The 12,694-nt window shown below is 52.6% G+C and carries 14 protein-coding genes; 11 read left to right on the top strand and 3 right to left on the bottom strand.

Features of this window, described 5'->3' with window-relative positions; translation table 11 throughout:
- Positions 1–15: 15 nt before the first annotated feature.
- Positions 16–597: an ACP phosphodiesterase gene (locus tag HGO41_RS05215; RefSeq protein WP_013576673.1), complete on the bottom strand. Its 582-nt coding sequence runs from the start codon at positions 595–597 to the stop codon at positions 16–18.
- 134 nt (positions 598–731) lie between these two features.
- Here HGO41_RS05215 and queA point away from each other — a divergent pair, with 134 nt between their 5' ends.
- The 5 genes from queA to secF all read left to right on the top strand — a co-directional run bounded on the left by queA (position 732) and on the right by secF (position 6,395).
- On the top strand, positions 732–1,802 hold the full coding sequence (gene queA, locus HGO41_RS05220; RefSeq protein ID WP_112198140.1) for a tRNA preQ1(34) S-adenosylmethionine ribosyltransferase-isomerase QueA: 1,071 nt from the start codon (positions 732–734) through the stop codon (positions 1,800–1,802).
- A 114-nt stretch (positions 1,803–1,916) separates the two neighbouring features.
- Positions 1,917–3,041, top strand: coding sequence for a tRNA guanosine(34) transglycosylase Tgt (tgt, locus tag HGO41_RS05225; protein ID WP_013576671.1), 1,125 nt, complete (start codon positions 1,917–1,919; stop codon positions 3,039–3,041).
- A gap of 161 nt (positions 3,042–3,202) precedes the next feature.
- Positions 3,203–3,535: a preprotein translocase subunit YajC gene (gene yajC / locus HGO41_RS05230; RefSeq protein WP_013576670.1), complete on the top strand. Its 333-nt coding sequence runs from the start codon at positions 3,203–3,205 to the stop codon at positions 3,533–3,535.
- 27 nt (positions 3,536–3,562) lie between these two features.
- Positions 3,563–5,410, top strand: coding sequence for a protein translocase subunit SecD (secD, locus tag HGO41_RS05235; protein WP_015690312.1), 1,848 nt, complete (start codon positions 3,563–3,565; stop codon positions 5,408–5,410).
- A 73-nt stretch (positions 5,411–5,483) separates the two neighbouring features.
- Positions 5,484–6,395 (top strand): protein translocase subunit SecF, encoded by a 912-nt coding sequence (secF, locus tag HGO41_RS05240; protein WP_049804364.1) that lies wholly within the window; start codon positions 5,484–5,486, stop codon positions 6,393–6,395.
- 81 nt (positions 6,396–6,476) lie between these two features.
- On the opposite strand, the gene HGO41_RS05245 is transcribed toward secF, so the two are convergent.
- On the bottom strand, positions 6,477–7,040 hold the full coding sequence (locus tag HGO41_RS05245) for a DUF3251 domain-containing protein (protein WP_013576667.1): 564 nt from the start codon (positions 7,038–7,040) through the stop codon (positions 6,477–6,479).
- A gap of 160 nt (positions 7,041–7,200) precedes the next feature.
- Here HGO41_RS05245 and nrdR point away from each other — a divergent pair, with 160 nt between their 5' ends.
- From nrdR to pgpA, 6 genes are all read left to right on the top strand, one after another.
- Positions 7,201–7,650, top strand: a complete 450-nt coding sequence (gene nrdR / locus HGO41_RS05250) for a transcriptional regulator NrdR (protein ID WP_013576666.1) — start codon at positions 7,201–7,203, stop codon at positions 7,648–7,650.
- Between the two features lie 9 nt (positions 7,651–7,659).
- Positions 7,660–8,796, top strand: coding sequence for a bifunctional diaminohydroxyphosphoribosylaminopyrimidine deaminase/5-amino-6-(5-phosphoribosylamino)uracil reductase RibD (gene ribD / locus HGO41_RS05255; protein ID WP_013576665.1), 1,137 nt, complete (start codon positions 7,660–7,662; stop codon positions 8,794–8,796).
- Between the two features lie 123 nt (positions 8,797–8,919).
- Complete coding sequence (ribH, locus tag HGO41_RS05260) at positions 8,920–9,390, top strand: 6,7-dimethyl-8-ribityllumazine synthase (RefSeq protein WP_013576664.1); 471 nt, start codon at positions 8,920–8,922, stop codon at positions 9,388–9,390.
- A 20-nt stretch (positions 9,391–9,410) separates the two neighbouring features.
- Positions 9,411–9,824, top strand: coding sequence for a transcription antitermination factor NusB (nusB, locus tag HGO41_RS05265; protein ID WP_013576663.1), 414 nt, complete (start codon positions 9,411–9,413; stop codon positions 9,822–9,824).
- A 165-nt stretch (positions 9,825–9,989) separates the two neighbouring features.
- Positions 9,990–10,976, top strand: a complete 987-nt coding sequence (thiL, locus tag HGO41_RS05270) for a thiamine-phosphate kinase (protein ID WP_013576662.1) — start codon at positions 9,990–9,992, stop codon at positions 10,974–10,976.
- 62 nt (positions 10,977–11,038) lie between these two features.
- Positions 11,039–11,533 (top strand): phosphatidylglycerophosphatase A, encoded by a 495-nt coding sequence (gene pgpA, locus HGO41_RS05275; protein ID WP_015690311.1) that lies wholly within the window; start codon positions 11,039–11,041, stop codon positions 11,531–11,533.
- A gap of 69 nt (positions 11,534–11,602) precedes the next feature.
- Here the strand turns inward: pgpA and HGO41_RS05280 are convergent, their stop codons facing one another.
- The gene (locus HGO41_RS05280; protein ID WP_013576660.1) at positions 11,603–12,577 is read right to left on the bottom strand and encodes an aldo/keto reductase; all 975 of its coding nucleotides are present in this window, start codon (positions 12,575–12,577) and stop codon (positions 11,603–11,605) included.
- Between the last annotated feature and the right edge of the window lie 117 nt (positions 12,578–12,694).

The following is a 12,694-nucleotide window of genomic DNA, read 5'->3' on the forward strand; positions in this document are numbered from 1 at the left end:
AATGAAGGGTATTTGTCAGATTTGCCGGTCTCTCGCCTGTTGCATCATCACCGGATAAAACTGCCAGAACAGTTGCTCGAGGGCGTCGTAATTGAGTTCGATATCATGGAAAGAGCCGGTCAGGGCGGCAAGTTTTGGCCGCCGGTTAGCCATACCGCGCAATACGTCGCCAATAAAAGGCAGCACCGCGTAACGTTCCATCCAGCGTTCAGGCCAGAGATAAGCGTTCAGATTTTGGAAACGTTCCGGCATTTCAGGTAACTGAGGTTCAATTTCCTGCTGACAGCCGTCAAGAAAATCTTCCAGTGATTGCTGCGGATGAATGCTGGCCCAGTGACGGGAAAGGAAGTGATCCCAGACGACATCGAGCGTTATCGGTGCGACGCGGCGAAAATCTTCACGGAAATAACTGCGGGCAATTTTCACTTCCGGCAGTGAATCGGTCATGACATCCACGCGGCGGTGCATGCGGATGCCGCTGACGATCTCATCAGAGAACTGACCGTCAGGATTGCCGCGAACGAAGTCTGCCAGCAGATTTCCGGTCAGTGAACTTTTGGCCAGTGAGGCCAGATGGAGGTGGGCTAAAAAATTCATTCGCGAAGTATAACGCAGGAAAGTTGATCTCCGACAGGGCAGCGGATGCCTTTATTCGCGCAGAAGCTTGCAGGGGATGCCCCGTCCCACTAGACTAAGCCGCCTGTTTTTGTCGTTAAGTGAAGTGAAAAACCATGCGTGTTGCCGATTTTTCTTTTGAACTCCCTGAATCCCTGATTGCCCGCTATCCGCAGACCCAGCGCAGCGGCTGTCGTTTGTTGTCTCTGGACGGGCCAAGCGGTGAGTTAACGCACGGCGTGTTCACTGATATTCTCGATAAAATTCATCCCGGCGATTTGCTGGTATTTAACAATACCCGCGTGATCCCGGCTCGTGTGTTTGGCCGCAAGGTCAGCGGCGGTAAAATTGAAGTGCTGGTTGAGCGCGTGCTGGATTCACACCGCGTTCTGGCCCATGTGCGTGCGTCCAAATCGCCAAAACCGGGCGCAGAACTGCTGCTCGGTGATAAAGAAGATATTAAAGCGACGATGGTGGCGCGCCACGATACGCTGTTTGAGCTGGAATTTAATGAAGATCGTGATGTCTTTACTCTGCTCAACGAAATCGGCCATATGCCGCTGCCGCCGTATATCGACCGTCCTGATGAAGATGCCGACCGTGAACTGTATCAGACCGTCTACAGCGAACGCCCGGGTGCGGTAGCTGCGCCCACCGCTGGCTTGCATTTCGATGAGCCGCTGATGGATGCGCTGAAAGCCAAAGGCGTGGAGTTCGCTTTTGTGACGCTGCATGTGGGGGCAGGCACCTTCCAGCCGGTTCGTGTGGACACCATTGAAGACCACATCATGCACGCTGAGTATGCCGAAGTGCCTCAGGACGTTGTGGATGCGGTGCTGGCCTGCAAAGCGCGTGGCAATAACGTGGTGGCCGTGGGGACAACATCTGTGCGTTCGCTGGAAAGTGCAGCGAAGGCCAGTGAAGATGCACTGATTGCGCCGTTCTTCGGCGATACCAAGATTTTCATTTATCCGGGCTATCACTATCAGGTAATTGATTCCCTGATCACGAATTTCCATCTGCCGGAATCGACGCTGATCATGCTGGTGTCGGCGTTTGCCGGGTATAAAAATACCATGAATGCTTACCATCAGGCGGTGGCTGAGCAGTACCGTTTCTTCAGTTATGGTGATGCGATGTTCATCAACCGTAACCCGCTGGCGCCGCAGGAAGTGGTCGGCCAGTAACCTTGAGTTAATAATTACCGGCCTGGTCGCACCCGGTGCATCCGGGCTTTCTCTTCCGGGCGTCATGCCACGGATTTAACCTCATCAGACTGTTTCTCTGATGCTGGAGGCAATGTGAAGTACGAATTAAGCACGACCGATGGCCGCGCACGTCGCGGGCGTCTGATCTTTGAACGTGGCGTGGTCGAAACCCCGGCATTTATGCCAGTGGGCACTTACGGCACCGTAAAAGGCATGACCCCGGAAGAAGTCAAAGACACCGGTGCACAGATTTTGCTGGGCAACACTTTCCACCTGTGGTTGCGTCCGGGGCAGGAAATCATGAAACTGCATGGCGATCTGCATGATTTTATGAACTGGCATGGCCCGATCCTCACCGATTCAGGTGGCTTCCAGGTGTTCAGCCTGGGCGCGATGCGTAAAATCAAAGAAGAGGGTGTGCATTTCCGTAACCCGATCAACGGTGACCCGGTGTTCCTTAGTCCGGAAAAATCCATGGAAATCCAAAACGATCTGGGTTCCGACATCGTAATGATCTTCGATGAATGTACGCCATATCCTGCTGACTGGGATTATGCAAAACGCTCGATGGAGATGTCTTTGCGTTGGGCAAAACGCAGTCGCGATCGCTTCAACGAGTTGAATAATAAGAATGCTTTGTTCGGGATTATTCAGGGCAGCGTTTACGAAGATTTACGAGATGTATCATTAAAAGGGCTGGTAGATATCGGCTTTGATGGTTACGCTGTGGGCGGCCTGGCAGTGGGCGAGCCGAAGGAAGACATGCACCGTATTCTGGAGCACGTTTGTCCGCAAATTCCGGAAGACAAACCTCGCTATCTGATGGGTGTCGGTAAACCGGAAGATCTGGTTGAAGGCGTGCGTCGCGGTATCGATATGTTTGACTGCGTGATGCCAACGCGTAACGCGCGTAACGGTCACCTGTTTGTCACTGACGGCATCGTAAAAATCCGTAATGCCAAGCATAAAGATGATACGTCGACGCTGGATGAACATTGTGATTGTTACACATGTCGCAATTATAGCCGTGCCTACTTGCATCATCTTGACCGTTGCAACGAAATTCTCGGTGCGCGGCTAAACACGATCCATAATCTGCGCTATTACCAGCGTCTGATGGCCGGTTTACGCCAGGCTATCGAAGAGGGTAAATTAGAAGCGTTTGTGACAGACTTCTATGAGCGTAAAGGCAAGCCTGTTCCGCCTTTAAACTTCTGATTTCTTTCTCGTGTCGGCATCTTCGAAAGAGGGTGCCGATTTTATAATTTCTTGGACCGGCATTATGGGGTATTGTGCGAGACGTTTCATCGCAGACTCCGGGTCGGATTCTCGGTTTGTTTTACATCAATTTGCTTCACAACAACAATGAGGGAATTTAAATGAGTCTTTTCATTTCCGATGCAGTCGCAGCGACCGGCGCACCGTCACAGGGAAGTCCTTACTCTCTGGTTATCATGCTGGTGGTTTTTGGTCTGATTTTCTATTTCATGATCCTGCGCCCGCAGCAGAAACGTTCTAAAGAACACAAAAAACTGATGGACTCTATCGGTAAAGGTGACGAAGTCATGACCACGGGTGGCCTGATTGGTCGCGTAACCAAAGTAGCCGAAACCGGTTATGTGGTTATCGCACTGAACGACACTAACGAAGTGATGATCAAACGTGACTTCGTGGCAGCAGTTCTGCCAAAAGGCACGATGAAGTCTATCTAATTTTCGATTTTCCCGAAGGGAACTGCCGTGTTAAACCGTTATCCTGCGTGGAAGTATCTGATGTTGATCGTTGTGGTCATCGTCGGGCTGCTTTATGCACTTCCCAACCTTTATGGTGAGGATCCGGCTGTTCAAATCACTGGTGCTCGGGGTTCCGACGCCAGTGAAGCAACGCTGGACCAAGTCCGTAACGTATTAGATCAAAGCAAAATCCAGATCAAATCAGTTGCTCTGGAGAATGGCGCTATTCTTGCCCGTTTTAACGACACGGATGTACAGCTTCGTGCACGTGAAGCGCTGACTGAAGCGTTGGGCGACAAGTTTGTTATTGCACTGAACCTCGCGCCGGCAACGCCGCGCTGGTTGAGCATGCTGGGCGCTGAGCCGATGAAGCTGGGCCTCGACTTGCGTGGGGGTGTTCACTTCCTGATGGAAGTGGATATGGATACCGCGCTGAGTAAGCTGCAAGAGCAGACGATGGACAATATGCGCAGCGACCTGCGCGACAAGAATATTCCTTATGCCACGGTGCGTAAGCTCGACAACTATGGCGTTGAAGTGCGTTTCCGCGATGCTGCTACCCGTGATTCTGCGGTCAGCTACCTGAGCCCACGTCACCGCGATTTAGTGATCACTAACAGTGGCGACAATGCTATCCGTGTAGTGATGACTGATGCTCGCCTGAGTGAAGCCCGCGAGTATGCCGTTCAGCAAAACATCACCATCCTGCGTAACCGTGTAAACCAACTGGGTGTGGCCGAGCCGCTGGTACAGCGTCAGGGTGCTGACCGTATCGTGGTTGAGTTACCGGGTATTCAGGATACTGCGCGCGCTAAAGAAATTTTGGGCGCGACCGCGACACTGGAATTCCGTCTGGTTAACACCAATGTAGATGCTTCTGCTGCTTCAACCGGTCGTGTGCCGGGCGACAGCGAAGTGAAAAACATGCGTGATGGCCGTCCGGTTGTTCTGTACAAACGCGTGATCCTGACCGGTGACCACATCACTGATTCCACATCCAGCATGGATGAGTACAATCAGCCGCAGGTTAACATCTCTCTCGACAGCGCTGGTGGTAACGCCATGTCTAACTTCACTAAGGATAACATCGGTAAACCGATGGCAACCTTGTTCGTGGAGTACAAAGACAGCGGTAAGAAAGATGCCAATGGCCGTGCGATTCTGGCGAAGCAGGAAGAAGTTATCAACGTGGCGACCATTCAGTCACGCCTGGGTAACAGCTTCCGTATCACCGGGGTGAACGATCCGAATGAAGCCCGCCAGTTGTCCCTTCTGTTGCGCGCCGGTGCGTTGATCGCGCCAATTCAGATAGTTGAAGAGCGTACTATCGGCCCGACCTTAGGGATGCAAAACATCACTCAGGGTCTGGAAGCGTGCTTGTGGGGTCTGGTGGCATCCATTCTGTTCATGGTGGTTTGGTACCGTAAGTTCGGCATTATCGCCACGACAGCGCTGGTCGCTAACCTGATCCTGATTGTCGGGATCATGTCTCTGCTGCCTGGTGCGACGCTGACCATGCCGGGTATTGCCGGTATCGTCCTGACGCTGGCGGTGGCCGTCGACGCCAACGTACTGATAAACGAACGTATCAAAGAAGAGCTGAAGAACGGACGTTCCGTTCAGCAGGCGATTCATGAAGGCTATAAAGGCGCGTTCTCAAGTATCGTTGATGCCAACATTACGACCCTGATCACGGCAATTATTCTTTATGCAGTGGGTACCGGTTCGATTAAAGGCTTTGCTATCACCACCGCTATCGGTGTGGCAACCTCGATGTTTACGTCGATCGTGGGGACCCGTGCCATCGTGAACCTGGTTTACGGCGGCAAACGCATTAAAAAGCTGTCTATCTGAGGAGTGCGTTGTGGCACAGCAACAACCATATACTGTTGAACAACTGAACTACGGCCGTAAAGTCATCGACTTTATGCGCTGGGACAACGTGGCCTTCTGTATTTCAGGCCTGTTGTTTATCGCATCCGTTGCGATTATGGGTGTTCGCGGGTTCAACTGGGGTCTGGATTTCACCGGCGGTACCGTCATTGAAATCAGCCTTAGCCAGCCCGCTAACCTGGACGTAATGCGTGCCGATCTGGAAAAAGCAGGATTCAAGGATCCTGTGGTTCAGAACTTCGGTAGCAGCCGTGATGTGATGGTTCGTCTTCCACCTGTATCGGGTAATGCCGGTCAGGAACTGGGAAATAAAGTCCTTAGCCTGGTGAACGCGGATATCGATAAAGACGCGACCGTGAAACGTGTCGAGTTTGTCGGCCCGAGCGTGGGGAGTGATCTGGCGCAGGCTGGTGGCATGGCCCTGCTGATGGCGTTGATCTGTATCCTGATTTACGTCGGTTTCCGTTTTGAATGGCGGCTGGCGCTGGGGGCGGTAATCGCACTGGCGCACGACGTGATCATCACCATGGGCGTATTGTCACTGTTCAGGATCGAAATTGATCTGACCATCATCGCGTCCCTGATGTCAGTTATCGGCTACTCGCTGAATGACTCCATCGTGGTATCGGACCGTATTCGTGAAAACTTCCGCAAAATTCGTCGCGGGAACTCTTACGAAATCATGAACGTGTCCCTGACCCAGACGTTAAGCCGTACCATTATGACTTCAGCGACCACGCTGATGGTGGTACTGATGCTCTATATCTTTGGCGGTGCGTTGCTGGAAGGCTTCTCACTGACCATGCTGATTGGTGTGTCGATTGGTACGGTTTCGTCCATCTACGTGGCGTCCGCGCTGGCTCTGAAACTGGGCATGAAGCGTGAACACATGCTGCAGCAGAAAGTGGAAAAAGAGGGCGCTGATCAGCCTTCCATTCTTCCGTAAGTTGCCGATGGTTGTCCCGTTCGGAAAAGAAAACAAAAACCCCGCAATGCGGGGTTTTTTTTCATCTGCAACTCGTTGTCTTTACCTGGTAACGACGGGCTGTGCCTGCGGTGTCGCCACAATATTATGCAGGTGAACAAATCCCAGAGTTTCGACAGTGACCTGATTAAATTTCACATCGACCGTTTTCACCGGGCCTGGCAAGAGATCTGGCTCGACGCTAATGGTCTGGGTTTGCATATCAACAGTCAGCGGTTTGCCCGTGACCGGGTCGAGCTGCCCCCAGCTCAGGGAAGCCGTAAACGGCGGCAATGGCTGGCCCGCAGTGTTTTTGATTTCCAGCACGGCCTGTACGCCGCTGGCATCCGGGGCGACGCGGATCAACTGCACACTTAATTCACCAATATTACTTTTCAGCAAGGCGGCACTTTTGGCTGCAGGTAACAAATAGACACCATTATTTGACTGGCGGTTGAGCGTGGTTTGCTGCTCCAGCGCGATGGCCAGATCCGTCAGGTGTTGCAGTTTTTGATTGAGCTGACCGACTTCTGTTTTCAGCTCCGGGATTTGTGAATTTTGCGTCGCGCAACCCGTCAGGCTGAACAATGCGGCGCAGACCAGCAAAAGGCGTGGGTGTTTTGTCATATCAGAGACTTCCTTTCATCTGCCCGTTGAAACATTCCGTCCGGGCACCAATATTGATAGTTAAGTTTAACCCGATGTCGATGAAAGTAGCGACAGCCTTTGTTGTCGGCAAACTTCGGGTTAAACTAATGTCCAATTGAGTTCGCGATCAGGAAGTGCTATGCATTGCCCATTTTGTGCCGCTGTTGATACTAAAGTCATCGATTCCCGTCTGGTAGGCGATGGATCGCAGGTTCGCCGTCGCCGTCAGTGTCTGGTGTGCCATGAACGTTTCACCACGTTTGAAGTGGCGGAACTGGTGATGCCTCGCGTCATTAAAAGCAATGAAGTTCGTGAACCGTTCAACGAAGACAAACTTCGCAGTGGCTTTCTGAAAGCACTGGAAAAACGCCCGGTCAGTTCCGATGACGTCGAAACGGCCATCAGCCACATTAAGTCGCAATTGCGCGCGACCGGTGAGCGTGAAATTCCGGCCAAAATGATCGGCAATCTGGTAATGGACGCCCTGAAAGGGCTGGATAAAGTCGCCTATATCCGCTTTGCATCGGTGTATCGCAGTTTCGAAGATATTCGTGAGTTTGGTGAAGAAATCGCCCGTCTTCAGGATTAAGGAAAGCTGATGTCGCCTGACCAACAAGTTGCCGAAAACCCTACCGATGAACACTACATGGCGCGGGCTTTCGAGCTGGCGCGTCGCGGGCGTTTCACCACGACACCTAATCCCAACGTCGGTTGTGTCATTGTATTAAATGGCGAAATCGTCGGTGAGGGCTATCATTTGCGTGCCGGTGAACCGCATGCTGAAGTCCACGCATTACGCATGGCAGGTGAGAAAGCGAAAGGGGCGACAGCCTACGTGACGCTGGAGCCGTGCAGTCATCATGGTCGCACGCCGCCGTGTGCCGATGCATTACTGGCAGCAGGTGTTGCCCGTGTTGTCGCCGCGATGCAGGATCCTAACCCGGAAGTCGCGGGGCGTGGTTTATACCGCCTCAAACAAAACGGCGTGGATGTCAGTCACGGGCTGATGCATCCGCAGGCTGAAGCCGTGAATCTGGGGTTCCTGAAACGAATGCGGACCGGTTTCCCGTATGTTCAGCTCAAAATGGGCGCGTCTTTAGATGGCAGAACTGCGATGGCCTCGGGCGAAAGCCAGTGGATCACCTCGGCTGCCGCCCGTGCTGATGTTCAGCGTTTTCGCGCTGAAAGCTCGGCGATTCTGAGCACCAGTGCCACTGTTCTCGCGGACAATCCCTCGCTGAATGTACGCTGGAGCGAACTGGGCAGTGAGGTGCAGGCGATTTATCCCGAGGAAAATCTGCGTCAACCGCTGCGGGTTATTCTCGACAGTCAGAATCGCGTGACGCCACAGCATCAGGTGGTGAATTTACCCGGTGAAGTCTGGCTGGCGCGGCTGGAAGCTGACACGCAAGTCTGGCCGGGATCCGTCGAGCAATGGCGTGTGGCCGGGCGCGACAACCGTATTGATCTGGTTCTGCTGATGATGCAACTGGCGAAACGGCAGATAAATTCCATCTGGGTGGAAGCCGGTGCACAACTGGCCGGTGCCTTATTACAAGCCGGTCTGGTTGATGAATTAATCGTTTATATGGCGCCTAAGTTATTGGGCGATAATGGCCGCGCACTGTGTGAACTGCCAGGATTGCAGCATTTGGCGGATGCCCCTGAATTTGTTTTCAATGATATCCGTCAGGTCGGCTCTGACTTACGTTTGCGCCTGAAACCGGTGTATTGAGAATTTTACTCCTCCCTGCGGAATGACTTTAAAAGCGCATGTCCAGACAGGGTAATTTTATGATAGAATCCGCCCCCCTGCGGCTGGGGTTGAGAAACTCCTGAACCCACTTTAAGGAAAACTATGAACGTTATCGAAGGTGTTGTAGCCACGCCTAACGCGCGCGTAGCGATCGCGATTGCTCGTTTTAACAATTTTATCAACGACAGCCTGCTCTCTGGCGCTGTTGATGCGTTGAAACGTATTGGTCAGGTCAGCGATGACAACATCACCGTAGTCTGGGTCCCGGGCGCATACGAATTGCCTCTGGCAACCCGCGCACTGGCTGAAAGCGGTAAGTATGATGCGGTTGTTGCACTTGGCACCGTGATCCGCGGGGGCACTGCCCACTTTGAATTTGTAGCGGGCGAATGCAGCTCTGGCCTGTCCAGCGTTGCCATGAACAGCGAAATCCCGGTGGCCTTTGGTGTGCTGACGACAGAAAGCATTGAACAAGCCATCGAACGCGCAGGGACAAAAGCCGGTAACAAGGGTGCAGAAGCTGCACTGACCGCGCTTGAAATGATTAATGTTATCAAGGCTATTAAGGCCTGAATCTAGTTAAGGGGAAATCCGTGAAACCTGCTGCTCGTCGCCGCGCCCGTGAATGTGCCGTTCAGGCGCTTTACTCCTGGCAGTTGTCGAAAAATGACATCGCCGATGTTGAATTAGAATTCCTGACCGAGCAGGATGTCAAAGACGTAGACATTGCCTATTTCCGCGAACTGCTGGCTGGTGTAGCAAACAGTGCTGAGAAACTCGATGCACTGATGGCGCCATACCTGTCCCGCCAGTTGGATGAACTGGGCCAGGTGGAAAGAGCTATTTTGCGTCTGGCTCTGTTTGAGCTGAGCAAACGCCAGGACGTTCCTTATAAAGTGGCGATCAACGAAGCTATCGAACTGGCCAAAACTTTTGGGGCTGAAGACAGTCATAAGTTCGTCAATGGTGTGCTGGATAAAGCAGGCCCACATATTCGTAAAAAGTGATCGTCAAAAAGGGTCAGCCTCGTTCACAAATGGCGACAGTCATTTTCGGTTGATTTCTGGCTCTGTTGATAATCTGGTGATGTCACTGCGTTTATCCTTTGTGTGACACCCTTCTTAAGGCCGGATTTCCGGCCTTAAGTCATTCTAACGATTTGGAAATGTACTATGGCATGCGGCGAATTTGATGTCATCACTCGCTACTTTAACCGGTTCAGAACTGCCCGGCAGGATGTGCATTTAGGCATTGGTGATGATTGTGCCTTACTGACGGTTGGCGAGAAGCAGCTATTAGCAGTCAGTACCGATACGCTGGTCGAAGGTATCCATTTTCTAAAAACTATTTCACCTTCCGACCTGGGCTATAAAGCGCTGGCGGTTAACCTGAGCGATCTGGCCGCGATGGGCGCCGATCCTGCCTGGGTTTCGCTGGCCCTGACGCTGCCGGAAGTGAACACCGACTGGTTGCAGGCATTCAGCGACAGTCTGTTTGAACAACTCAATTATTACGGTATGCAGTTGATTGGCGGCGACACCACGCGTGGCCCGCTGAGCATGACGTTAACCATTCAGGGGCTGGTGCCTGTGGGGCGTGCATTAACCCGTTCCGGTGCAGGCATTGGTGACTGGATCTTCGTCACCGGTACCCTCGGTGACAGTGCTGCGGGGCTCGCTATTCTGCTGGAACAGCTGAATGTGACTGATACCGATAACCGCGAATTTCTGCTCAAACGCCATCTGCGGCCTTCGCCACGCGTTCTGCAAGGGCAGGCGCTGCGCGATTTAGCAACATCTGCTATCGATCTTTCTGACGGGTTGATGTCGGATCTTAAACATATACTGACTGCCAGTGAATGTGGCGCGCGGCTCGATCTTGATGCGATCCCATTATCGGTTGCATTGAATAAAGTTGCCGATCCTGAGCAGGCGCTGAAATGGGCGCTGACCGGAGGCGAAGATTATGAACTTTGCTTCACTGTGCCGGAAATTAACCGCGGTGCGCTGGATGTGGCACTGAGCCATCTGGGTGTCAACTTTACCTGTGTTGGCCAGATTGCGCCGCTTTCAGAAGGTATTAAGTTTATGCGTTCTGGCGTACCGGTAGAACTTGAATGGCAAGGTTTTGACCACTTTGCCGGAGAGGAATTGTTGTGAATATTGGCCGTAAAAAACGCCCGGCGGGGTACAAGGGAAAAACCGGTGATCCGGTTCAGGACATGGCTGCGGCTAAAAAGCGTCTTGATTTGCGTAATCCGTGGCATTTACTGGCGACCGGTTTTGGCAGCGGTTTATTCCCTGTTGGTCCGGGCACTGCGGGCTCCATCGCTGCGATCCCGTTTTGGATTGTCATGACCTACCTGCCGTGGCAAGTGTATTCCATGATCGTCATGTTCAGTATTTGTATCGGGGTTTATCTTTGCCGACAGACCGCGCGCGACATGCGGGTTCATGACCACGGCAGTATTGTATGGGATGAATTTGTTGGCATGTGGATCACCCTGATGGCGATCCCGGTCAACGACTGGCGCTGGGTATTGATTGGCTTTATCGTTTTCCGCGTGCTGGATATCTGGAAGCCGTGGCCGATCCGCTGGTTTGACCGCAACGTGCAGGGCGGAATGGGTATCATGATCGATGATGTGGTCGCCGGTGTGCTTGGCGCGGCCATTATCTATCTGGTCGGACATCACTGGCCGCTGGGCCTGTTTTGATCCGTTTCAGATAGTAATAAAAAAGCGTTGCCGGGTTTTCCCTGACAACGCTTTTTTTACACGTTTATATTACTGAAAGCCGGTCGCCTGATGCGGCACATAAGCCATTTCCAGCTCGGCGATCTCTTCAATCGAAAGTTTCACCTCCAGCGCGGCAATGGCATCTTCCAGATGAGCGGGGCGCGAAGCGCCGATAATTGGCGCGGTCACGACGTGTTTACTCAGGATCCACGCCAGTGCGATCTGTGCGCGTGGCACGCCGTGATCTTCCGCTATTTTCCCGACACGTTCAGCAATTTTACCATCAGCTTCATCGGTGGCGTCATACAGCGTTTTGGCAAAATTATCGGAAACTGAACGTACGGTGGTTTCTCCCCACGGACGCGTCAGTTTGCCGCGAGCCAGCGGACTCCACGGCAATACTGCAATGTTCTTTTCCAGACACAGCGGGTACATCTCGTTTTCTTCTTCACGCTGGATCAGATTGTACTGATCCTGCATCGACACAAAACTCGCCCAGCCGTTTTGCGCAGAGACATCCAGCGCGTGTTTGAATTGATGCGCATGCATCGATGACGCGCCGATAAATCGCGCCTTACCGGCTTTGACGACGTCATTCAGCGCTTCAAGGGTTTCTTCAATGGGTGTTTCGTAATCCCAGCGATGGATTTGCAGCAGGTCGACATACTCCATGCCGAGACGGCGCAGGCTGTCATCGATGGATTGCATAATCGAAGCCCGTGAAAGCCCCGGTTTTAAGCCGGTGACGGCGTTGTACACTTTGGTCGCCACGACAATCTCATCGCGTCTGGCGAAATCCTTCAGGGCGCGGCCAACGATTTCCTCACTGCTACCGTCGGAATAGCTGTTGGCGGTGTCAAAGAAGTTAATGCCGGCATCCAGGGCCTGCTGGATGATCGGGCGACTGCTCTCTTCCGGTAACGTCCATGCATGAGTGCCGCGATCTGGTTCGCCAAAAGTCATACAACCGAGACACAGTTTCGATACTTTTAGTCCGGTTTTTCCTAATGTGGTGTATTGCATGGCATCTCCTGGTAATCATGAAGTGATAACAGAAAATCATTGAAAATGATTAGCACGCTATAACTGTAGCTTAAAGCAGGGGGAGCTCGTGTGACTGAAGGGGAAAATGGAGAGGAA

Source organism: Rahnella sp. CG8, from assembly GCF_023701875.1.
Classification (GTDB): Bacteria; Pseudomonadota; Gammaproteobacteria; order Enterobacterales; family Enterobacteriaceae; genus Rahnella; species Rahnella aceris.

Bases quoted from the DNA above. Each gene is read 5' to 3' on its own strand.
- HGO41_RS05245 (WP_013576667.1), bottom strand. From the start codon at position 7,040: ATGACAAAACACCCACGCCTTTTGCTGGTCTGCGCCGCATTGTTCAGC.
- yajC (WP_013576670.1), top strand. From the start codon at position 3,203: ATGAGTCTTTTCATTTCCGATGCAGTCGCAGCGACCGGCGCACCGTCA.
- pgpA (WP_015690311.1), top strand. From the start codon at position 11,039: ATGGCTGCGGCTAAAAAGCGTCTTGATTTGCGTAATCCGTGGCATTTA.
- HGO41_RS05215 (WP_013576673.1), bottom strand. From the start codon at position 597: ATGAATTTTTTAGCCCACCTCCATCTGGCCTCACTGGCCAAAAGTTCA.
- nrdR (WP_013576666.1), top strand. From the start codon at position 7,201: ATGCATTGCCCATTTTGTGCCGCTGTTGATACTAAAGTCATCGATTCC.
- queA (WP_112198140.1), top strand. From the start codon at position 732: ATGCGTGTTGCCGATTTTTCTTTTGAACTCCCTGAATCCCTGATTGCC.
- HGO41_RS05280 (WP_013576660.1), bottom strand. From the start codon at position 12,577: ATGCAATACACCACATTAGGAAAAACCGGACTAAAAGTATCGAAACTG.
- ribH (WP_013576664.1), top strand. From the start codon at position 8,920: ATGAACGTTATCGAAGGTGTTGTAGCCACGCCTAACGCGCGCGTAGCG.
- ribD (WP_013576665.1), top strand. From the start codon at position 7,660: ATGTCGCCTGACCAACAAGTTGCCGAAAACCCTACCGATGAACACTAC.
- thiL (WP_013576662.1), top strand. From the start codon at position 9,990: ATGGCATGCGGCGAATTTGATGTCATCACTCGCTACTTTAACCGGTTC.
- secF (WP_049804364.1), top strand. From the start codon at position 5,484: ATGCGCTGGGACAACGTGGCCTTCTGTATTTCAGGCCTGTTGTTTATC.